This is a genomic window from Providencia lanzhouensis, assembly GCF_050469745.1.
GTDB classification, from domain to species: domain Bacteria; phylum Pseudomonadota; class Gammaproteobacteria; order Enterobacterales; family Enterobacteriaceae; genus Providencia; species Providencia lanzhouensis.
On sequence record NZ_CP174123.1, the window covers coordinates 2,588,991 to 2,609,268 of the forward strand.

21 protein-coding genes are annotated in these 20,278 nt (G+C 44.1%); 6 read left to right on the forward strand and 15 right to left on the reverse strand.

Annotation, left to right across the window (positions count from 1 at the left end; all coding sequences use genetic code 11):
* Positions 1-165: 165 nt before the first annotated feature.
* From purF to pdxB, 9 genes are all read right to left on the reverse strand, one after another.
* The gene (gene purF / locus ACIH2S_RS12255) at positions 166-1,683 is read right to left on the reverse strand and encodes an amidophosphoribosyltransferase (protein WP_036952698.1); all 1,518 of its coding nucleotides are present in this window, start codon (positions 1,681-1,683) and stop codon (positions 166-168) included.
* 14 nt (positions 1,684-1,697) lie between these two features.
* Positions 1,698-2,201 carry a colicin V production protein gene (cvpA, locus tag ACIH2S_RS12260; protein ID WP_006660265.1) on the reverse strand — a complete coding sequence of 168 codons (504 nt, stop codon included), beginning with the start codon at positions 2,199-2,201 and terminating at the stop codon, positions 1,698-1,700.
* Between the two features lie 177 nt (positions 2,202-2,378).
* Positions 2,379-3,101, reverse strand: coding sequence for a cell division protein DedD (dedD, locus tag ACIH2S_RS12265; RefSeq protein WP_108478582.1), 723 nt, complete (start codon positions 3,099-3,101; stop codon positions 2,379-2,381).
* Positions 3,102-3,106: 5 nt separating this feature from the next.
* Positions 3,107-4,396, reverse strand: coding sequence for a bifunctional tetrahydrofolate synthase/dihydrofolate synthase (gene folC / locus ACIH2S_RS12270; RefSeq protein WP_108478581.1), 1,290 nt, complete (start codon positions 4,394-4,396; stop codon positions 3,107-3,109).
* A complete protein-coding gene (gene accD, locus ACIH2S_RS12275) occupies positions 4,386-5,354 on the reverse strand; it encodes an acetyl-CoA carboxylase, carboxyltransferase subunit beta (RefSeq protein ID WP_108478580.1) in 969 nt (322 codons plus the stop codon). The genes folC and accD overlap by 11 nt, the downstream gene beginning before the upstream one ends.
* 161 nt (positions 5,355-5,515) lie before the next feature.
* Entirely contained in the window at positions 5,516-6,223 is a 708-nt protein-coding gene (locus ACIH2S_RS12280; RefSeq protein ID WP_108478579.1) for a DedA family protein, read from the reverse strand.
* 35 nt (positions 6,224-6,258) lie between these two features.
* Complete coding sequence (truA, locus tag ACIH2S_RS12285) at positions 6,259-7,074, reverse strand: tRNA pseudouridine(38-40) synthase TruA (protein WP_108478578.1); 816 nt, start codon at positions 7,072-7,074, stop codon at positions 6,259-6,261.
* The gene (locus ACIH2S_RS12290) at positions 7,074-8,084 is read right to left on the reverse strand and encodes an aspartate-semialdehyde dehydrogenase (RefSeq protein WP_108478577.1); all 1,011 of its coding nucleotides are present in this window, start codon (positions 8,082-8,084) and stop codon (positions 7,074-7,076) included. The genes truA and ACIH2S_RS12290 overlap by 1 nt, the downstream gene beginning before the upstream one ends.
* A gap of 72 nt (positions 8,085-8,156) precedes the next feature.
* The gene (gene pdxB / locus ACIH2S_RS12295) at positions 8,157-9,281 is read right to left on the reverse strand and encodes a 4-phosphoerythronate dehydrogenase PdxB (RefSeq protein WP_108478576.1); all 1,125 of its coding nucleotides are present in this window, start codon (positions 9,279-9,281) and stop codon (positions 8,157-8,159) included.
* Between the two features lie 266 nt (positions 9,282-9,547).
* Here pdxB and ACIH2S_RS12300 point away from each other — a divergent pair, with 266 nt between their 5' ends.
* Positions 9,548-10,411 carry a hypothetical protein gene (locus tag ACIH2S_RS12300; RefSeq protein WP_349487898.1) on the forward strand — a complete coding sequence of 288 codons (864 nt, stop codon included), beginning with the start codon at positions 9,548-9,550 and terminating at the stop codon, positions 10,409-10,411.
* A gap of 11 nt (positions 10,412-10,422) precedes the next feature.
* On the opposite strand, the gene ACIH2S_RS12305 is transcribed toward ACIH2S_RS12300, so the two are convergent.
* Positions 10,423-11,220: a helix-turn-helix transcriptional regulator gene (locus tag ACIH2S_RS12305; protein WP_108478574.1), complete on the reverse strand. Its 798-nt coding sequence runs from the start codon at positions 11,218-11,220 to the stop codon at positions 10,423-10,425.
* Positions 11,221-11,318: 98 nt separating this feature from the next.
* Between ACIH2S_RS12305 and ACIH2S_RS12310 the strand changes: the two genes are divergently transcribed.
* On the forward strand, positions 11,319-12,239 hold the full coding sequence (locus tag ACIH2S_RS12310; protein WP_036952672.1) for a DMT family transporter: 921 nt from the start codon (positions 11,319-11,321) through the stop codon (positions 12,237-12,239).
* A 172-nt stretch (positions 12,240-12,411) separates the two neighbouring features.
* On the opposite strand, the gene ACIH2S_RS12315 is transcribed toward ACIH2S_RS12310, so the two are convergent.
* Entirely contained in the window at positions 12,412-13,848 is a 1,437-nt protein-coding gene (locus tag ACIH2S_RS12315) for a sensor histidine kinase (protein ID WP_036952669.1), read from the reverse strand.
* Positions 13,845-14,513 (reverse strand): transcriptional regulator TctD, encoded by a 669-nt coding sequence (gene tctD / locus ACIH2S_RS12320; protein WP_036952667.1) that lies wholly within the window; start codon positions 14,511-14,513, stop codon positions 13,845-13,847. Before tctD ends, ACIH2S_RS12315 begins: the two co-directional genes overlap by 4 nt.
* Before the next feature lie 374 nt (positions 14,514-14,887).
* On the opposite strand from tctD, the gene ACIH2S_RS12325 reads away from it, so the two are divergent.
* From ACIH2S_RS12325 to ACIH2S_RS12335, 3 genes are read left to right on the forward strand one after another with little or no spacing between them, the layout of a single operon-like run.
* On the forward strand, positions 14,888-15,862 hold the full coding sequence (locus ACIH2S_RS12325) for a Bug family tripartite tricarboxylate transporter substrate binding protein (RefSeq protein WP_108478573.1): 975 nt from the start codon (positions 14,888-14,890) through the stop codon (positions 15,860-15,862).
* A 10-nt stretch (positions 15,863-15,872) separates the two neighbouring features.
* Positions 15,873-16,304, forward strand: a complete 432-nt coding sequence (locus tag ACIH2S_RS12330) for a tripartite tricarboxylate transporter TctB family protein (protein ID WP_036952661.1) — start codon at positions 15,873-15,875, stop codon at positions 16,302-16,304.
* A gap of 10 nt (positions 16,305-16,314) precedes the next feature.
* Complete coding sequence (locus ACIH2S_RS12335; RefSeq protein ID WP_036952658.1) at positions 16,315-17,823, forward strand: tripartite tricarboxylate transporter permease; 1,509 nt, start codon at positions 16,315-16,317, stop codon at positions 17,821-17,823.
* A 102-nt stretch (positions 17,824-17,925) separates the two neighbouring features.
* Here ACIH2S_RS12335 and ACIH2S_RS12340 read toward each other — a convergent pair whose 3' ends face one another.
* Positions 17,926-18,396 carry a DMT family transporter gene (locus ACIH2S_RS12340; RefSeq protein ID WP_430247504.1) on the reverse strand — a complete coding sequence of 157 codons (471 nt, stop codon included), beginning with the start codon at positions 18,394-18,396 and terminating at the stop codon, positions 17,926-17,928.
* A gap of 102 nt (positions 18,397-18,498) precedes the next feature.
* On the opposite strand from ACIH2S_RS12340, the gene ACIH2S_RS12345 reads away from it, so the two are divergent.
* Positions 18,499-19,425, forward strand: a complete 927-nt coding sequence (locus tag ACIH2S_RS12345; RefSeq protein WP_430247505.1) for a LysR family transcriptional regulator — start codon at positions 18,499-18,501, stop codon at positions 19,423-19,425.
* Positions 19,426-19,509: 84 nt separating this feature from the next.
* Here the strand turns inward: ACIH2S_RS12345 and ACIH2S_RS12350 are convergent, their stop codons facing one another.
* Together ACIH2S_RS12350 and ACIH2S_RS12355 are read right to left on the reverse strand one after the other, a co-directional pair.
* A complete protein-coding gene (locus ACIH2S_RS12350) occupies positions 19,510-19,833 on the reverse strand; it encodes a hypothetical protein (protein WP_036952649.1) in 324 nt (107 codons plus the stop codon).
* 254 nt (positions 19,834-20,087) lie between these two features.
* Positions 20,088-20,264 (reverse strand): hypothetical protein, encoded by a 177-nt coding sequence (locus ACIH2S_RS12355; protein ID WP_154600210.1) that lies wholly within the window; start codon positions 20,262-20,264, stop codon positions 20,088-20,090.
* Positions 20,265-20,278: the final 14 nt, after the last annotated feature.

Below are 20,278 nucleotides of genomic sequence, written 5' to 3' on the forward strand. Positions count from 1 at the left end.
AACTTCATTTTCAGCTTAGTTTTAAATTTAATCCTCTAAATAATTCATGTTGTAGCTAGGCGGCAAGTTAGCTAATCCCTAGGAGCATACACAAGTATGTGACTAGGGTTAGCTAATGCAGCCAACAACGCTACAGCGTGAAGTATGACGAGGATTCCCTAACGTTTAGCCTTCGTTGTAAATCTCTAAATCCTCAACATCACTCTGATCTTTCAACTTCAACTCATCATCTTTGCGCAGATTTTCTAGATAGTCTAAATAGCTTTGGTCGATATCTTTGGTCACGTAGATGCCATCAAATACTGAACATTCAAATTCATTGATTTCCGGATTTTCTTCACGAACCGCATCGATGAGGTCGCTGAGATCTTGGAAAATTAGACCATCTGCGCCAATCAGCTTACGAATTTCATCCACTTCTCGACCATGTGCAATCAACTCATTCGCATTTGGCATATCGATTCCGTAGACGTTAGGGAAGCGAACTTCTGGTGCGGCTGAAGCAAAGTAGACATTCTTTGCACCCGCCTCACGAGCCAATTCAACGATCTGTTCTGATGTGGTACCGCGCACAATAGAGTCATCCACCAGCAGAACGTTTTTATCACGAAACTCTGCACGGTTAGCATTCAGTTTACGGCGTACGGATTTACGACGTTCTTGTTGCCCAGGCATGATAAAGGTACGTCCAACATAGCGGTTTTTCACAAAACCTTGGCGATACGGTTTATCTAGGATATGGGCGATTTCTAACGCGATATCGCATGAGGTTTCAGGGATTGGGATCACTACATCAATATGCAGATCCTCCCATTCACGAGCAATTTTCGCGCCCAATTTTTGCCCCATACGTAATCTTGCGTTATACACCGAGATTTTATCGATAAACGAATCTTGGCGAGCAAAATAAACATATTCAAAAATACACGGTGTCAGCTGCGGGTTCTCTGCACATTGGCGGGTAAATAATTTGCCATCTTCAGTGACATATACCGCTTCGCCTGGTGCAACATCACGTAGGAATTCGAAACCTAAAGTATCGAGAGCCACACTTTCAGAGGCGACCATGTATTCATGTTCGCCAGTCGCTAGAATACGGCGACCAAGGACTAATGGGCGAATACCGTGAGGATCACGGAATGCCACCATCCCGTGACCAATAATCAATGCCACGCAAGCATAGGCACCACGGATTTTTTTGTGCATTGATGCTACAGCACTAAAAATGTTGTCGGGTTCGAGAGGAAAATGATCAAACTTATCTAATTCGTATGCTAATACGTTTAGAAGAATTTCGGAGTCTGACGTGGTATTCACATGGCGACGCGCTGTTTCAAATAGGCTCCGAGCAAGTTCGTGAGCATTTGTCAGGTTACCATTATGCGCAAGGGTGATACCAAAAGGAGAGTTAACGTAAAAAGGCTGGGCTTCGGATGCGCTGGAACTACCCGCAGTTGGATAACGCACATGTCCAATACCCATCGAGCCTTGAAGGCGCAGCATGTGGCGCGTTTCAAAGACGTCTTTTACTAAACCATTTGCTTTACGCAAACGGATATTGTTTTTACCATCAATAGTCGCAATACCCGCTGCATCTTGCCCACGGTGCTGTAGCACCGTTAACGCATCATAAATTGATTGGTTTACCGGTGAAACACCGGCGATACCGACAATACCGCACATTTAGTCTTTCCTCATCAGCCAGACGGAGAGATATTCTCCGGTAGGAAACTTGACGCATTTTGCAGGTAGTCAAAGAACCACCTAATTATATGACTGAACTGCGGAATAAGCTGTGAACGATGCCAGTCCTCACTTTGAGGAAGCGGTGTAAATGTATCGAGAAAGAACAATAGCGCCGATACAATTAATACCCCACGCAACGCACCGAAGCAGATCCCCAGTACACGATCTGTACCCGATAATCCGGTTTTTTGTACTAATGAGCTAATCACATAGTTCACCACTGCACCGACAATCAATGTCGCGATAAACAGCGCTGCAATCGCAATACCATTACGAACTAAAATATCCTCAAAGTTCGTAAAGTAACTAGCTAAATAAGGGTAAAACGTACTTGCTACGAAGAACGCACAACCCCAAGTGATTAACGATAATGCCTCACGTACAAATCCACGGATCAGGCTTACCAGTGCCGAGAAGCCAATAATGGCGATAATTGTGTAATCAATCCAGACCATATTTCATTCCAAAATTCGCATTCACGTCAGCGGCGAATGCATTCTAACAGAAAACGAAAACGTTTGCGTAACCATTTTTCATCGAATTTAAAAAAATCAGCGGCGAAAAGAAAAAATCATAATCGCCGCAGTAAGTTACTAAATACCCTTATTTTTTAGGGATAACTGAATGTCAATTTAAGGCTTAAAGGCTTGGATTATCCCTTTTGTACCGGTAATTGCGTTCAGTTCAGGTAAAGCCGATTCAAGCTTCTGCCTTGATGCTTCTGGTCCCACATAAATACGAGTTAATTTGTTGTTCACTGGTTGCGCTGGCACCGTATAAACCTGATACCCAGACAATCTTAGCTTCGCCACAATTTCTTCAACCTTGCTGGCATTATTGAGGGCAATCACTTGCACCACATACGCTTTACCTTGAGGTTCTTGTTTCGGCTCTGGCTTCGGTTCAGGTTTAGGTTCTGGCTTTGGTTCCACCTTAGGCTTAGGCTCAGGTTTTGGTTCTGGCTTAGGCTCCGGTTTAGGTTCTACTCGTGGTTTTTCTGGAGTGACATTAGCTGGAATGGCACTTCCATTTTGATTCACCACGTTTTGGCTGTTATTACTTTGATTTGCACTGTTTGCGGCTACAGGAGACTGCTCACTTTGCTTTTGCTCAGTAATAGCTTCCGATAGCATCGCTTCAGAAGTTCCTTCCGAAGACGCGGTCGATGCACTGTGTGTAATTGGTGCAATTGACTCAATATCTTCTTCATCACCCGGTTTGGGAATAATCGGAATGGCTGCAAATTCATTCTCATTGTATTTTTTATCGCCATCCAGCAATGCAGGCAATACGATGACCCCTGCAGCGACTAAAACAATGGCGCCAGCAAGACGATTCTGGAATTTACTAGCCACTGGCTTTATCCTTCTGTTTTCTCTAATAACATCATGACATGAGCCACGGTATGGAATGACCCACACACCACAATCACATCTTGTGGTCGCGCATCCGCACATGCTTGTTGCCAAGCTGCTTCCACCGAATCAAACTCATGGGCACCGTCAACGTGCTGACTAAGCTCCGTCACATCTGCACCACGAAACTCTCTTAGCGGTGCAAGATACCAGTCAGTTACTTGTTGGGATAAACAGGTTAATGTCCCTTGAATATCTTTATCTCCCAGCATTCCCACCACCGCACGAATTCGACGACCTTCTGTCACTGGTAATTGCGCGAGTTTGGAGACTAAATAGCCTGCTGCATGAGGGTTGTGGGCTACATCCAAAATCATTAACGGGTGTTCGCCAATGACCTGAAAACGTCCTGGTAACTGAGCCGTACTTAAACCTTGGTGGATAGCTTGGTCAGTGATTTTCTGCGTTAACTGGGCATCAATCTCCATCAAGCAGCTGATCACACCCATCGCGGTTGCTGCATTAGCCAACGGCACATTCGGTAACGGTAAATTAGCCCATGAACGCTGAGAACTTTCCCAAGACCAATGTTGCCCCTGCTCTTGGTAATGCCAATCCTTGCCACGACGAAACAGTATGGTACCTATTTTATCGGCATAAGCGCCTATAGAGGCTGGCATATCAGGCTCGCCCACCACACCATAATGACCTTGACGGAAAATACCCGCTTTCTCATGACCAATATGCTCACGGTCAGAACCTAGCCAATCGGTATGATCAAGTGCAATACTGGTGATTGCCGCGATATCCGCATCCACGACATTAGTTGCATCAAGGCGACCGCCTAACCCTACTTCAAGGATCACAATATCTAACTCAGCTTGCTTAAATAATTGTAGTGCAGCTAAGGTGCCATATTCAAAGTAGGTTAATGAAATATTTCCACGCTGCGCTTCGATAGTCGCAAATGCTTGGCAGAACTCACTTTCAGTAAGCTCTTTACCTTGGATTCGAACGCGTTCCGTGTAACGCACTAAATGTGGGGAACTGTAGACTCCCACCTTCAAACCCGCAGCCATCAAAATAGACTCAAGTGTATGGCAGGTTGTACCTTTACCGTTTGTGCCGGTGACAGTGATGACGCGAGGAGCAGGTTGAGTGAGATGCATTTGACGGGCTGCTTGCCCTACTCGTTCCAACCCCATATCAATATTTTGGCTATGCAGGTCAGTGAGATAAGAGAGCCAAGCCTCCAATGGAGACTTGGCTGTAGGAATGATTAGATTACTCATCATCTTTTTTATGTTTAGCGCCTTTTGCTTTATCTGCACCATCGACAGCATCAGCAAGGTCAATTTCCACGTCAACCACTTCAACAACCAGCGCTGGCGCAGTGTTCAAACTTGGTTGGTTGGTTAACATCGCTAGGACATCAGCCAGACGATCACGCATATCTTGACGACGCACGATCATGTCAATTGCCCCTTTTTCCAGCAGGAATTCACTGCGCTGGAAACCTTGAGGTAATTTTTCACGAACGGTCTGTTCGATAACGCGAGGACCCGCGAAGCCAATCAGTGCTTTAGGTTCAGCCACGTTGATATCACCCAACATTGCTAAACTTGCAGAAACACCACCCATGGTCGGGTCGGTCAGTACAGAAATGTACGGTAAGCCACGTTCTTGCATTTTCGCCAGTGCAGCACTGGTTTTCGCCATTTGCATCAGGGACAGCAGCGCTTCTTGCATACGCGCACCACCACTGGATGAGAAGCAAACTAATGGACAGTTATCTTCCAAAGCTTGTTCTACAGCACGGACAAAACGTGCCCCCACAACCGATGCCATTGAACCACCCATAAAGGAGAATTCAAATGCAGCGGCAACAACAGGCATCTCTTTGAGCGTACCTTTCATCACGACGATAGCATCTTTTTCACCCGTCTCTTTCTGGGCGGAGCTAATTCTGTCTTTGTATTTTTTAGAGTCGCGGAATTTGAGCACATCTTTTGGCTCTAATTCACTACCTAATTCCGTTGTTGAGTTTTCATCAAGGAAAGATTCAAGGCGTTGGCGAGCATGAATACGCATATGGTGGTCACATTTTGGACACACTTGTAGGTTACGCTCAAGCTCAGCACCGTAGAGGACTTGCCCACAGCTATCACATTTAGTCCAAACACCTTCAGGGATGTTTGCTTTATGGGATGGGGTTGAAGTACCTTTTTTTAAAATTTTCTCAATCCAGCTCATTAATGGACCTTTTCGTCTGATTGCACTCTGACGACACTTCGAATAATACCATCACTGAATTTCAGGTGGTGGTTATATAAGAAGCATCTATCAGTATGTTATTTTTTTGCCATTAAACCACAATGATATCTCACTGTAGATAAAAACTTTTTTCAAACCGATTATTGGTTATCGTTTTTTTGCGTCGCCGCACTCTTTTCTTTTGCCACTGCATTTTTTTCTTTTGCAGCAGCTCGACGGTGGCGAATAATTTCAATGACACCCGGCAGAATCGAAATAAAGATAATCGCGACTATCAGTAATTTCAAATTCTTTTGTACTATCGGTAAATCACCGAATAAATACCCTGCATAGGTAAAGAGTAGCACCCATAATAACGCACCTGCCACATTATAAAAGGCAAAATGACGGTAAGACATTTTACCCATACCTGCAACGAAAGGTGCAAAGGTTCTCACGATAGGCACAAAACGCGCCAAAATAATCGCTTTTCCGCCATGTTTTTCATAAAACTGATGGGTTTTATCTAAATAGCTACGACGGAAAATTTTTGAATCTGGGTTTTTAAACAGTTTTTCACCAAAGATACGTCCAATGGTGTAGTTCACTGCATCACCAATAATTGCCGCAATAATCATCAACAACACCATGACGTGTACGTTTAAATCATTACTTGGCAATGCTGCTAACGCACCCGCGACAAATAATAAAGAATCCCCGGGAAGGAAAGGCGTAACCACCAGCCCCGTCTCACAGAATAGGATCAGGAATAAAATTCCGTAAACCCAAACACCATATTCGGCGACCAATTCCGCAAGATGCACATCAATATGTAAAATAAAATCAATGATAAAACTGATAAACTCCATGGGGTTCCTCATGTGGAGATTTATATTAACGACCTTTACAGCAGCTCATCCGCAAGAAATAGAGGCCCCATCACATTCTGTGGTAGGTCAAATTTTTCAGGATAATCCACGCTCACTAAATACAGTCCTTCCGCTTTGGCTGTCGCCGCCGCTTTCGTTCTATCTTTTAATTCTAGAAGATGTGCCATCCAATCAATGTCTTGATTACCACAGCCTATCTCCAACAAACTGCCAACAATATTTCTCACCATATGGTGTACAAACGCATTGGCTTTAATATCCACAACCACATAGTTTCCGTGACGCGTTACATTAACGTGCATCACATTACGCCAAGGGCTTTTTGACTGACACTGCACCGCGCGGAATGAGGTAAAATCACGCTCGCCCAGCAATGCTTGTGCCGCTTGGTGCATACGCTTTTCATCAAGGGGAAAATGAAAGTGCGTGACACCATTCGATAAAATTGCAGGTCGATAACGGTGATTAAAAATCACATAACGATATCGACGTGCCGTTGCACTAAAACGCGCATGAAACTCATCATCCACAGGTTTACACCAGCGAACCGCAATATCTTCAGGAAGATGGGTATTTGCCCCCATCGTCCACGCAGCCTCTTTGCGGTTAGCTGAAGTTTCAAAATGTACCACCTGCCCAGTCGCATGAACACCTGCATCTGTACGTCCTGCACAATTGACAGTGATTGGTTCCGCTGCAATTTTAGACAGGGCGCCCTCAAGACAGCCCTGTACACTTTTCACTTCTTGCTGGCGTTGCCAACCATAATAACGGCTACCGTTATACTCAATTCCGAGGGCAATGCGATGCAACTTTGGGGACTCCGACATTAGTAATACAGCTCCTGAGCCAGTTTTTCTGCTGTCTCAACCGCCATTAACGCACCACCAAAACGAACGTTATCCGCCACTGACCAGAACTGTAAAATTTCCGGTATACCATAATCATTACGAATACAGCCAATGCTTAAGAAATCATTACCTGATGCGTCAGTCACTTGAGTTGGATAATCACCCTCTTCTGAGACCTGAATATCATCAAAACGTTCAAATTCTTCGCTCGCTTCTTCTGCGCTAACTGGGCGTAGTGTTTCTAAGTGCACCACTTGCGCATTACCATAGAATACCGGTGACTGAATAAAGCTTACGGAGACTGGCAAACCGTCGTCTTGCAGCACTTTACGAACTTGCTCGACTAAACGGCGCTCTTGCACAACACTGCCTTCACCATCCGCTAATAATGGCAGCATGTTAAAGGCTAATTGCTTAGTAAAACGCCCTTCTTCCGCAGGGATACCATTCAATAAACGTGCGCTTTGGCCTGCTAATTCATCAACGGCGGCTTTACCGTACGCTGACATCGATAGCATATTGGTAAGTGTAATACGTCCTACACCAGCCGCATCCACTAACGGTTTGATAGATGTTAGTAGCTGGCTAACGTAACTGTCTGCCACCGAAATAATATTGCGATTACGATAATCCGCTAATACTTGCGGGTTAACACCCGGTACCACTAACGGCACATCAGGGTCTAACGCAAAAACACCGCTGTTATCAATCACAATGCAGCCTTCTTGCGCCGCTAATTCCGCATACTGTGCTGCGGCTTCCTCGCCTGCCGCGAAAAAGGCAATTTGTGCCTGCGACCAATCGAAATCCGCGACATCTTGCACTAGATAACTTTTACCGTTGAAGCGAATGCTCTCCCCTGCACTACGCTCACTGGCTAGTAAATAAAGCTCACCAACGGGAAACTCTCTTTCTTGAAGCAGGGAAAGAATACCTTCGCCCACTGCGCCGGTTGCCCCGAGTAATGCAATATTCCAACCTTCTGTCATGGTTTTTCCTCTAAAAAATCAAAGTGAAACAAGCCGTGATTAGCCGCTTATTTCACCTAAAAGAATCTGTTATTAAATTTTTGCGTTAAAGCCTAATTCGCTCAGTAACTGGGCTGTCTCTTGGCTATCGCATTGAACTGTTAACGATGACCATTCACGGCGTTCTTGGTAGTGTTTACGTAATTTATCGAACTCACCGGGAATGCCAGCCACTGCGCGCAACGATGCATCATCACGGCGCACATCATACACGAGATGCACTAATCTTTTGAGCTGGCTTTGCGTTAATTTACCATTGAAATTAATGCAGTCGATATCCGGTTTCGGTAACAGCGATGCCAGAGATACATTAGTAGGCTTACCTAGGAATTCGCAATAAGCTTCAAAGACTTGGGTTGTTCCTCGTGCTTTACCCTCTAAAGTATAGCCTGCAATATGCGGCGTACCGATATCCACATACGCCAGTAATTCTGTATCCAGATCAGGCTCAGGCTCCCACACATCCAATACCACACTCAGCGGCTTACCTTGCTCAAGCAACTGTAATAGCGCTTGGTTATCCACCACTTCACCACGGCTCGCATTCACCAAAATGGTACCGTCGCGTAAATTTGCTAGTCGAGATTTATCCATTAAATGGAAGGTAGAATATTCGCCTTCCATGTTGAGCGGTGTATGGAAGGTTAAAATATCAGCCTGCTCCAGTAGCGAATCGAATGGAACAAAAACTTCTTGGTCGCCTTTATCTGCTCGAGGAGGGTCACATAATACGGTATTCACGCCCCACGCTTGCAGACGTTTATACAAACGCCCTCCCACATTACCAACCCCGACTATCCCAACGGTTTTATCGCGTAAATCAAAATTATCGCGTTCCGCCAGCATCAGTAATGCAGAAAAAACATACTCAACGACAGCAATGGCATTGCACCCTGGCGCTGAAGAGAATCCAATATTGGCTTCGGCAAGCCACTGGGTATCAACGTGGTCAAACCCTGCTGTTGCCGTGCCGACGAATTTTACTGGCGTATTACTCAGTAATGATTTATTCACTTTGGTAATTGAGCGCACCATTAATGCATCTGCATCAACCAGTTCCTGTTCTGGCACTGGGCGCCCTGGTACTGCTTTAACTTCGCCTAGCTCACTAAACAGTGTTTGAGCATATGGCATGTTTTCATCAACCAAAATTTTCACGGAATTCGTCCCAATAGAATGTGTGTCATGCCCGATTTGGCTGCCACACTATACTCCAAATCGTCGATAGGCTGAATCATTTACATGACAATGCTTTTGGTTGAAATTGATAGTCTATTCGGCGACATTTAATTTTTCTTTTTATTAAACAATCTTACAGATGAGTCTGACTATCTAATCTAAAGAATTTCATGTTTAATCAGCAAAACCACATTAAAAGTTATTCATTTTTCAGGAAGGCATTTATTTTGAAAGGCATATTGATTGTGAAAAAAGTATTACTGTCGCTTCCCCTAATGTGCTCGTTTTATGCCTATGCTGGCGACCAAAACTGCTCGACGGACACCATCGCCATCAACAACTTTAATAATTTCGTCTTTGCCCAAGAGCGCCCATTTAACGACTCATTAAAAGCAATGAACTCACGCACCACCAGTCAAGATGATTACATCAACAATACGGTTCAAACGAAGTTTGATGATTGTGGAGCACTAATCGAGTTAACGGGTCATGAAGTTGTCAAATTCAGCATCCACGACAGTGTATCCGTCAAATCCATTGATATGAGCATGAAAAAAAGTGGTAACGGATGGGACTACAAATCCGCATTTAAACTGTCTGTTATTAATCAAGATAATGTTGAAAAAACTATCTTGCAGCAAAAAATGAACGGGAAGTTTTTCACTGATCAGAATGGAAAAATAACCGAAGCCAAAGATTCTTCTTATACGACAACCCTCGATAAAGAGCGAATGTTAACAAGAGCAGTCACCACTTTTTTAGCTGATGATAAAGGACGATTATCTGAATCCAACCGAGTCAGTACGCTAGAAAATGATAATGTGAAAACAGCCTTCCTCTATGATGCGAAAAATCGTTTAGTTCGCATGCAGTCTGACTCAACCGTCAAAGAGTTTACCTATGATGATGATGACAAAATGTTAACCAACAAAACCATTGAAGAATTTTTTACCACCGAAACAACTGTGACGACCTGTAAAAGCTGGAATACGTTCGGAAGATGCACCGACGCGGAAAAAAATATCACCACATTAATTAAAGATGAACAAGGCGGAAAAGATAGCGTGTACAACTACCACGCTAATATCAAATACGATTATGTATATTGATTTTCCCTCTACTATGGGGTCAACTCTTTCATCCGAAACCGGTCTGGAGTGACCCCTGATATTTGCTGGAACATCGCAATAAATGCGGACGCCGAGCTATACCCCACATCCAAAGCAACTTCATGGACACTTTTACCTTTATCCAATCCAGCCACTGCATGTAAGTAACGTAGTCGCTGGCGCCACTCGCTGAATGACATACCCAGCTCTTGTTGGCAACGGCGAGATAATGTTCGCTCCGAGGTATAAGCCCGCTTTGCCCACTGGGCAAGCGTTGTATTATCCGCAGGATCTTGCTGTAGCTCCGCTAAAATCGGCGCTAACAATTTATCTTTGCTGGTGGGTAAATAGGTATCTTGGCATGGCGAAATAGCAAATTGGTCAATCAATACCTCCCCCAAACGAATATCCTGCTCGGTTTCGGGCTGAACAATGCCCCGTTGATACATATCCGTCATGATCGTATGGAAAATGGGGCTTAACCTAACAACGCATGCCTTACTGGCAAGTCGCGGTGTATAAGATTGGGCAAAATCAATAATCCGAAATTTGACACTCTGCTTATTAAAACTCGCATGTTGGGTATTAGCGGGGATCCAGATGCAAAACTCTGGCGGTGCCATATAATGTTTGCCTTCCACTTCCATTTCCATAATCCCGCAGACCACATACAGCAATTGACCAAAGGTATGGGAATGGGATTTGTATTCGGTTTGCTGGTTGATTTGTTCATGACGCAAGGCAATAAATTCAGGCTCAATAATATTGCATTCGTTAATTTGCAGAACATCATTTTTTAAATTATTCATAAGCTGTCTGAAAAGCGTTATCGATTGTCTGAATATCAGTATATATAATATTTCGGACAGATGTATACTCCTGTGACTGATTAGGGAGAACGTTGTTAATGAAATATTTCCTGTTTCCGCTGACCGCGGTTTTATTATGGTCCATCAATGCCATCGTCAACAAAGCCGCTGCAACGGCGATTGACCCTGCTGCCATTTCGTTTTATCGCTGGGCTCTGGCATTTTTAGTCATGACCCCATTTGTTCTGCGCTCGGTACTGCGCAATGCCAAAGTGGTTAAACAACATTGGTGGCAACTGGCCATCTTAGGTGCTTTGGGGATGATGCTGTATCAAAGTTTGGCTTACTATGCCGCACACACAGTAAGCGCGACATTTATGGGTGTTATGAACTCATTTATTCCGCTATTAACTGTGGTGATTAGTATTTTCGTTCTGAGGGTGATCCCAACCGTTGGGATTGTTATTGGTTCCGTTCTATCTTTGTTTGGATTGGCTTGGTTAGTCAGCCAAGGGAACCCAAGTTCATTACTGGATAATGGATTGGGTCAAGGCGAATTGCTGATGATCGTCGCTTCCGCCGCTTATGCCCTATACGGAGTATTAACTAAGCGTTGGTCTATTCAGCTATCGAGTTGGGATTCACTGTACGTACAAGTCTTCTTTGGGGTTTTATTATTAATTCCAAACTTCTTGATGGCGGATGATGTGAGCCTTAACAGTAATAATATCGGGTTAGTTTTATTCGCAGGGATTGCCGCATCGATTCTGGCTCCAGCAATGTGGATCCAAGGCGTGCTCCGCTTAGGCGCCAATACCACCTCTATCTTTATGAACCTCGCGCCGGTATTTACTGCCATTATCGCGGTATTCACACTTGGGGAAGAGTTAAAGAGTTACCACTTAATTGGGGGCGGAATCGTGTTACTTGGCGTGATGTTAGCTCAACAGCTGCGCACCCCACTCACTCAGCTATTTTCTCGCAAGAAAAAAGCGTTAGAAGAAGAGACTTGCCAGTAAGCCACATTAATAGTTCGATTGATTAAAAGCCCCATAAACCTACTTCAAGGTTATGGGGCTTTGTTTATTTTATGCCTTTCCGGCTAATTACACAGATCAATTGTACCTAAAAAGGTGTGTAAATTTGATAATGACCGTTTTTAGGTGCAACTAGATAATAACAGAGTAGCCACTAAGCTTTCTTCGGTGCCCGGCTCGCTTTCAAAGTGATACGTACCAACAGGCCGCCGAGATGCTCACTCTTTAACAGCTGCAATTCTGAGCCGTGATAACTGGCGATATCTTTTACAAGCGCCAAACCCAACCCTGAACCTTCCAGCCCTTTGGCATTATTCAAGCGCATGAAGGCTTTTAATGAGCGGTGAATATATTTATTTTCGATACCAGGTCCTGAGTCTTCAATTTCCAACTTGATCATCGACTTATGACTTTCATCTGCAATAATACGTACCGTGACAACCCCCTTCTCTGGGGTATATTTAATCGCATTATCGATTAAGTTCGCGCACATTTCCGCCAGCAAAATAGCATCCCCTTTCACCCAACAATGTTCTAGCCCCTCATAGCCTAAATCAATCTGCTTACTTTCGGATTGCCCTAAGCGGGTAAAACAGACTTGCTGAACAATTTCGACCAAATTAACTGCACGATAAAGCCTGATCGCCTCTTTTTCGTGCTCTTTTAAACGGGCAAGCTGCAATAACCGATCAGTTAATACAATGGTGTTATCCAAAGTTTTATTAATCGCCTGCAAACTTTGCTGTTTCTGTTGCTCATCATCGCTATTAAGAGCCACCGAAACTTGAGTTTTTAATACGGCTAACGGGGTTTTTAATTGATGGGAAGCATCTGCACTGAAACGCTCTTGGCGTTTTAACATACGCCTTAATCGCTCCACATAGCGGTTCAATGCATCCACCAGAGGCGAAAGTTCTGACCATGGCAACACATTCGGGATTGGAGTTAGGTCATTCGCAGCACGACCCAACATGAGATTAGAAAGTTTTTTCAACGGTGTTAATAACTTACGTAATAGCAAATACGCCAATATCAGCGTCACAACCACCACAGTACCTTGGCTCATCAAAGCCGAGATCAGCAATTGATTGGCAAAATCTTGCCGAGCATACACCGTTTCAGCGACGCGGATCTCCACCATGCCTTGGATCCCACCTTCATTAATCGGTTGGAAAAAGGTCGCTACGCGAATAGGAAGCCCCATATATTCCGCATCATAAAAGTAGACTAAGGCCGTGTAATGTTGAGAGCGCATCCAGTAAGGGGGGATTGGCGGTAGGTCATCATAGCCAGAAATGGTCTCCCCATGAGGAGCGATGACTTGATAAAACAGGCGGTCATTATTGTTCAGTTCAAAGCTATCGAGTACCACGTAAGGCACATTCACGGAAAGATGTTCATCCACAACTTGTAATCGCTCCGCCACCGTTCTCGCCGACGCCAGTAATGTCCGGTCATAGGCGAGGTTAGCGGCGTTTTTAGCGCTGTAATAGTGGGTATAAACGGAGAAACTTCCCAACAAAATGAGGGGGATACCGAAAAAAAGCAGCAACTGATGAAAGAGAGAGCGTGGATGAGAGACTAATTTCATACACTACACTGCTCTAATCGGTATCCCAATCCGCGTAAAGTATTGATATTAACATCTGAACCCGCGAGTTTTTTGCGAACCCGATGCACATACAATTCAATACTTTGTAAGTTGGCTTCATCCGACAGTGAGAATACCTGTTCAAATAATTGTGTTTTTGAAACAGGTCGCCCTCTGCGATGAAAAAGTGTATTCAATACCGCGTATTCTCGCGGGGTTAAACCTAGCGGCTCCGTCTTCAGTGAAAAATAACCCTCGTCATGAAAACAAAGATCACCAAAACATTGGTCGCTATTCGCATTCCCTTGGCTACGACGTAATAGCGCGCGCACTCGGGCTTCTAATTCGGCAATATCAAAGGGTTTAGTCAGGTAATCATCCGCCCCTGCATTCAGCCCTTTTACGCGGTCAGCCACATCTGAATTCGCCGTTAATAGCAGCACAGGTGTTTCTTGATGCCGCTTGCGCATCTGGGCTAATACATCCAAACCACTCATCCGTGGCAATGAAACATCCAATACCACCAACGAATAATTTTCAGTTTGTAATAACTGGTCAGCACTATAGCCATCACTGGCAATATCAACAGCAAATCCCGATGCGGTTAAGGCTTTTTGTAACCACAATGACAACTCGTCATGATCTTCAACCAATAACATTCTCATCCGTCGCCCACTCATTATGATTATTTATGCGTATAAGTTGGCACTCTCTCAATTGAATGAAAAGTGTTAAACGTGATTTTTACCGAAGCTATCACAACTATCCTTCGTTAACCTGCTACTACAAATAGAAATTAACATTAAATTAACAAATATAAGAAGAGATAATATAAAACAATCTGATATGTATCACATAAAAATAATTTTATTTGTTAATGAAAGGTAAATGAAAGGTTCTCAATACAATGATGAGTGGCGAACAAACATCGCCCACAGTTATTTATCTACAAAAACATATTCATCTACAACGGCATATCCATAACGACATAACCAACAACAACCAAGTAACTTAATTATTGTCTAGTGAGGAATGAAGTATGAAGAAGTTCACAATCAATACCTTAGCTGCAGCAATTTTTTTAGTTGGCGTTAACCAAGCAATGGCGTTACCCGAAAGAACCGAATGTATTGCCCCAGCCAAACCTGGCGGTGGCTTTGACTTAACCTGTAAACTCGTTCAAGTCTCCATGCTGGAAACCAAAGAAATCGAAAAACCGATGCGTGTAACTTACATGCCAGGTGGAATTGGTGCCGTTGCCTACAATGCCATTGTGGCTCAACGCCCAGCTGAGCCGGGAACCATCGTCGCATTCTCTGGTGGCTCCTTACTCAACCTTGCACAAGGTAAATTTGGTCGTTACAACGAAAATGATGTTCGCTGGCTAGCGAGTGTTGGCAGTGACTATGGCATGATTGCCGTGCGTGCAGACTCCCCTTATAAAACCTTAGGCGAACTGATGGACGCCTTCAAAAAAGATCCAAACAGCATTGTCTTCGGTGCTGGTGGCTCCATCGGTAGCCAAGATTGGATGAAAACGGCGTTGCTCGCCAAAGCGATCGATTTAGACCCACGAAAAATGCGCTATGTTGCTTTCGAAGGCGGTGGCGAAACACTGACAGCCCTGTTAGGCAACCACATCCAAGTGATCTCCGGTGATATCAGTGAAATGACCCCCTATATCAGTGACGGAAAAATCCGCATCCTAGCGGTATATGCGGATAAACGCCTACCGGATGGGCTCGCTAATATCCCAACCGCTAAAGAGCAAGGCTATGACATAGTTTGGCCAATCATTCGCGGATTCTACATGGGACCAAAAGTATCCGATGCCGATTACAATCAATGGGTTGAAGCCTTCCAAAAATTACAACAAACCGATGAATTTAAAAAGCAGCGTGAATTACGTGGCTTGTTTGAATACAACTTATCGGGCCCAGAACTGGACGCTTACGTGAAAAAAGAAGTTGAGAACTACCGTGAGCAAGCGCGTTCCTTCGGGTTAGCAAAATAACGGAGTCACCATGAGCCAACGCATATTTGCCATAGTCTGGCTAATACTGTGTGGTATCGGGCTATATATCGGCTGGGGCATCCAAAGTGAGTTTACCTATGAACCACTGGGCCCCCGCCCCTTCCCGATTGCCATACTGTCATTAATGACCCTGTGCGCACTCGCACTCCTGCTGGGTCGCCAAGAAGCGGTTGAATGGCCAAAGCCCTATGTCTTGCGCCGTTTAGTCTTGTTAATCATTGCATTAGTTATTTATGCATGGGCGTTTGAGTGGTTAGGATTTCCATTATCGACCACTTTGTTGACCATCAGCGTTGCCCTGTTATTTGGTGCAACCCCGATAGCCGCCCTGATTTCCGGTCCAATCCTAGGCATTTCCCTATTCTATGCCTTTGACCGGTTACTCGATGTGACATTGCCAATCGGCGAGCTTTTTAGCTAAGGAGAAAAGTATGGAAACGTGGATGTATTTATCTCAAGGCTTTGAGGTCGCGCTGATCCCTCAAAACATTATGATTGGGCTGATTGGCTGCTTTATCGGTACCATTGTCGGTATGTTACCGGGTCTTGGCCCAATTAACGGTGTCGCAATTCTATTGCCATTGGCATTTGCACTAAAGTTACCGGCTGAATCTGCCCTAATTTTGTTGGCAACCGTTTATTTAGGCTGTGAGTATGGAGGGCGAATTTCCGCCATCCTATTGAACGTTCCCGGTGACGCCGCGGCGATCATGACCACGTTAGATGGTTATCCGATGGCGAAGCAAGGTCAAGGCGGTATCGCGCTCTCGATTTCTGCCGTCAGTTCATTTATCGGTTCCACAATTGCGATTGTTGGGATCATTTTATTTGCACCTTTACTGGCACAATGGTCACTCGCATTTGGTCCTGCTGAATATTTTGCATTGATGGTTTTTGCTATCGCGTGTTTAGGCAGCATGATGAGCCAAAATCCCGTCAAATCGCTACTCGCAGCGTTGATTGGTTTGGCACTAGCAACCGTCGGTGTCGATGCCAACTCTGGGGAATACCGCTTTACCTTTGACAGCGTTAACCTATCCGATGGCGTCCAGTTTATCGTCGTGGTTATTGGTCTGTTCTCTGTCAGTGAAATATTACTCATGCTAGAAAGCACGGCAACAGGACAAGGATTGATCCGCAAAACGGGTCGAATGTTATTTAGCAAGAAAGAAGCCAAGGCCTGTGCTGGTCCAACATTACGTTCCTCATTTATTGGCTTTTTTGTGGGGATTTTACCGGGTGCAGGGGCGACTATCGCTAGTGCCATCACCTATATGACAGAGAAAAAAATTGCAGGGGATAAAGGGACATTTGGTGAAGGGGATGTTCGCGGTGTCGCGGCACCTGAAGCCGCCAACAACGCCTCTGCCTGTGGGTCATTTATTCCGATGTTAACCCTCGGTGTTCCGGGTTCAGGCACGACGGCAGTAATGATGGGGGCGCTGACTCTGTATAACATCACCCCAGGTCCAGGCATGTTTACTGAACAACCACATATCGTTTGGGGATTAATTGCTGCACTGCTTATCGCTAACGTCGTGTTGTTGGTAATGAATATTCCGCTCATCGGTTTATTCACTCGTATGCTCACCGTACCACTGTGGTTCTTAGTCCCTGCCATTGCTTGTGTCTCTGCGGTGGGCGTTTACGCCGTACACAGCACCACTTTTGACCTACTGTTAATGATGGGGCTTGGGGTCTTCGGCTATATCTTGCGGAAGATGAATTTCCCGCTATCTCCGCTGATCCTCGGGTTTGTTTTGGGTGAAATGTTAGAGCAAAACCTGCGACGCTCGTTATCTATCAGTAATGGGGATTTTAATATTCTCTGGAGTAGCACTATTTCTAAGAGCTTATTAATTCTGGCGGTGCTGGTTCTGGTGTTACCACCGATTGTGAAGCTTATTCGCAAACGTCGTCATCAAACCGCGCAAGCCTAATTCCAAATTGTACGTTATGACTGTCAGGCTTCGCCCCATGAAAATGGGGCAGGTCTACTGATAAATCCCCTAGTAAAAATGCATTACTTAGGTGCGATACCCTTACTTTCGTGAAAATTGGACGCATAAAACCCCTAGAATCACTAAACCAATACCCACCACTTTCTCAATTGGAATGGGATTTCGATTCATACCAAACCAGCCAAATTGCTCAATAAGCGCAGAAATAATTAATTGACCCGCAATTACCAAAACAAAAAATGTCGTACTGCCAATCTTAGGGACTAAAATCAAAGCCGAAGTGAGATAGAGCATCCCTGCGATACCACCAAACCAGATCCAGATGGGTTGATTAAATAACTCGGCACTAAAATGGGGCTTTGGTACCTTAAAAATAATTAATAGTGGAATTAACACAATTAAACTGATCACAAGTGATGTCGCGCTCGCCCATAATGGGTGACCTAATTGCCGAGCAAGTATGGCATTACTTGCCGCTTGGATTGGTACAACCGCGCCTGCCAATAATGCAACAAAGGCAAGTATGATACTTGTGATTGAAAATGCTGACATCGAAACCTCTTCATTAATATTGACTTAAGTTGATTGGTTGCCATAGTAAAGAGAGATAACGACATTGGAAAATGAACAATTTTATAAGGCACTATTCGTAGGATGAATAACTTAAGAAAATTAGATTTAAATCAACTCGTGACGTTGTCAGTCTTATTACGGGAACGTCATGTCAGCCGAGCGGCAGAAGCTTTACATAAAAGCCAGCCCGCGGTCAGTCATGCATTAAATCAATTGAGAGACATTTTTCAGGACCCATTATTGGTTCGCCGTGAAGGCCAATATCAATTAACCAGCAAAGCTGAGTCTCTTTGTCTCCCATTAAATGAAGCATTAAACCAGTTAGATGGTTTGATTGCCCAAAAACAGTTTTCTCCGCTCAGCTGCCAAAGACGCTTTAATATCGCGATGTCCGACTACGGCGCGGCTTTAATTACGGTAAAATTGGTTTCTTATTTACGCAAATATGCCCCCAATATTGATCTCAATATCTGGCACTGTAGTCGGGAAGAAATGCAAAATAAATTGCATGAAGGGAGCTTAGATTTAGCATTCGGTATATTTAATACGTTGGATTATTCGTTACGAAATCAAACTGTCTTTACTGATAAATTTGTCTGTCTGGTTGATCATCAACTCGGCTCACAAGGCAAAATGGATTTAGTTGATTGGCTATCCCATCCCCACATTTTAGTGAGTATGAAGCCTTTTGATGCTAACGAAATAGACCATCAACTCCAATTAATTAACCAACAGCGCCGTGTCGCAGTGACTGTGCCTTACTGGCAAATTGCCCCCCAATTATTAACAGGAACTGACTTGATCCTAACGGTGGCGGAAAAAGCGATACCTCAATCAATGTTAGGCAAGTTTACGTTATTTTCGCCTCCATTATCTCTTCCTGATTTGGATTTCCAAATGGTATGGCACCAACGTAGTGATACTGATAAAGCATTAGAGTGGTTTAGAGGCATTATCGCTGAACAATTAAAAGATGACCGCAAGTTTTATGGCGAAAACGAGGGTTAACAAGGGGCAGGGTTTCTACTATCTATCAGAATTTATAAAAAAAGCGAAAGCCTTGACTCTCACTTTTTCTTCACTTGACCTATCCTAGATGTCTTGTTTCGGATAGCCCTGCTCGCGTAACCATTCGCGACCCACATCAATGGTTGGTGTTTGTACAATAAAGACAAACAAGGCACCAATCATACCGCCTAACAATGCGCCACCTAGAAAACCACCGGAAAAGAAACCAAAGAAAAACAACATAAAGGCTAATACAGCGGAAAGTAAAACCGCGAGTCCAGTGAGCTTCCAATATTTCGCGCCCATGCGTTTTTTACCTTCTTTCAGGCATTGACGAAATAGGCGTCCTTGCTCTTTTCTCTCTAATCCTGCTAATTCGGGAACACTCTTCGCCGTCCAATACGCCATCTTTTTTACCTTTCTTTTTGACTATTTTATGTATTGAGCATTTATACGCAGTTTGAAGGTAAGATGCTCGCGGATAACTCTGATAATCGTCGAAGGAACTTCAATATTCAATGAGTAGTTCGGGTTGTCGTGAACAATAAAGTTTGCCCCATAAAGATTTCGGGGCAAACTTTTTGATTAATAAAAGGGATACTACGTGTAACTCAGCGAAACAACGTTTTTATTATCTGCGTTTTTGCCAATATAAACATATTTTAGCCGTGGCGCGGAAACATCGTCTTTTCTTCTTGCTTTCCAAAAAGTGGATACATGATATTAGTATTAAATGCACGCTTAACTTTGGCAGGAAACAGCCCCTTAATACTTTTAATTAGTGCATTACCCAAAAGTTTTAAATCATTTTTCCAAATCTTACACCGTGTGAAATCCATATTAACTCCTTATT

Bases quoted from the DNA above. Each gene is read 5' to 3' on its own strand.
- accD (WP_108478580.1), bottom strand. From the start codon at position 5,354: ATGAGCTGGATTGAGAAAATTTTAAAAAAAGGTACTTCAACCCCATCC.
- ACIH2S_RS12355 (WP_154600210.1), bottom strand. From the start codon at position 20,264: ATGGATTTCACACGGTGTAAGATTTGGAAAAATGATTTAAAACTTTTG.
- cvpA (WP_006660265.1), bottom strand. From the start codon at position 2,201: ATGGTCTGGATTGATTACACAATTATCGCCATTATTGGCTTCTCGGCA.
- ACIH2S_RS12290 (WP_108478577.1), bottom strand. From the start codon at position 8,084: ATGACAGAAGGTTGGAATATTGCATTACTCGGGGCAACCGGCGCAGTG.
- folC (WP_108478581.1), bottom strand. From the start codon at position 4,396: ATGATGAGTAATCTAATCATTCCTACAGCCAAGTCTCCATTGGAGGCT.
- tctD (WP_036952667.1), bottom strand. From the start codon at position 14,513: ATGAGAATGTTATTGGTTGAAGATCATGACGAGTTGTCATTGTGGTTA.
- ACIH2S_RS12330 (WP_036952661.1), top strand. From the start codon at position 15,873: ATGAGCCAACGCATATTTGCCATAGTCTGGCTAATACTGTGTGGTATC.
- ACIH2S_RS12340 (WP_430247504.1), bottom strand. From the start codon at position 18,396: ATGTCAGCATTTTCAATCACAAGTATCATACTTGCCTTTGTTGCATTA.
- ACIH2S_RS12305 (WP_108478574.1), bottom strand. From the start codon at position 11,220: ATGAATAATTTAAAAAATGATGTTCTGCAAATTAACGAATGCAATATT.
- ACIH2S_RS12325 (WP_108478573.1), top strand. From the start codon at position 14,888: ATGAAGAAGTTCACAATCAATACCTTAGCTGCAGCAATTTTTTTAGTT.
- ACIH2S_RS12350 (WP_036952649.1), bottom strand. From the start codon at position 19,833: ATGGCGTATTGGACGGCGAAGAGTGTTCCCGAATTAGCAGGATTAGAG.
- ACIH2S_RS12310 (WP_036952672.1), top strand. From the start codon at position 11,319: ATGAAATATTTCCTGTTTCCGCTGACCGCGGTTTTATTATGGTCCATC.
- truA (WP_108478578.1), bottom strand. From the start codon at position 7,074: ATGTCGGAGTCCCCAAAGTTGCATCGCATTGCCCTCGGAATTGAGTAT.
- ACIH2S_RS12335 (WP_036952658.1), top strand. From the start codon at position 16,315: ATGGAAACGTGGATGTATTTATCTCAAGGCTTTGAGGTCGCGCTGATC.
- ACIH2S_RS12280 (WP_108478579.1), bottom strand. From the start codon at position 6,223: ATGGAGTTTATCAGTTTTATCATTGATTTTATTTTACATATTGATGTG.
- purF (WP_036952698.1), bottom strand. From the start codon at position 1,683: ATGTGCGGTATTGTCGGTATCGCCGGTGTTTCACCGGTAAACCAATCA.
- ACIH2S_RS12345 (WP_430247505.1), top strand. From the start codon at position 18,499: ATGAATAACTTAAGAAAATTAGATTTAAATCAACTCGTGACGTTGTCA.
- ACIH2S_RS12315 (WP_036952669.1), bottom strand. From the start codon at position 13,848: ATGAAATTAGTCTCTCATCCACGCTCTCTCTTTCATCAGTTGCTGCTT.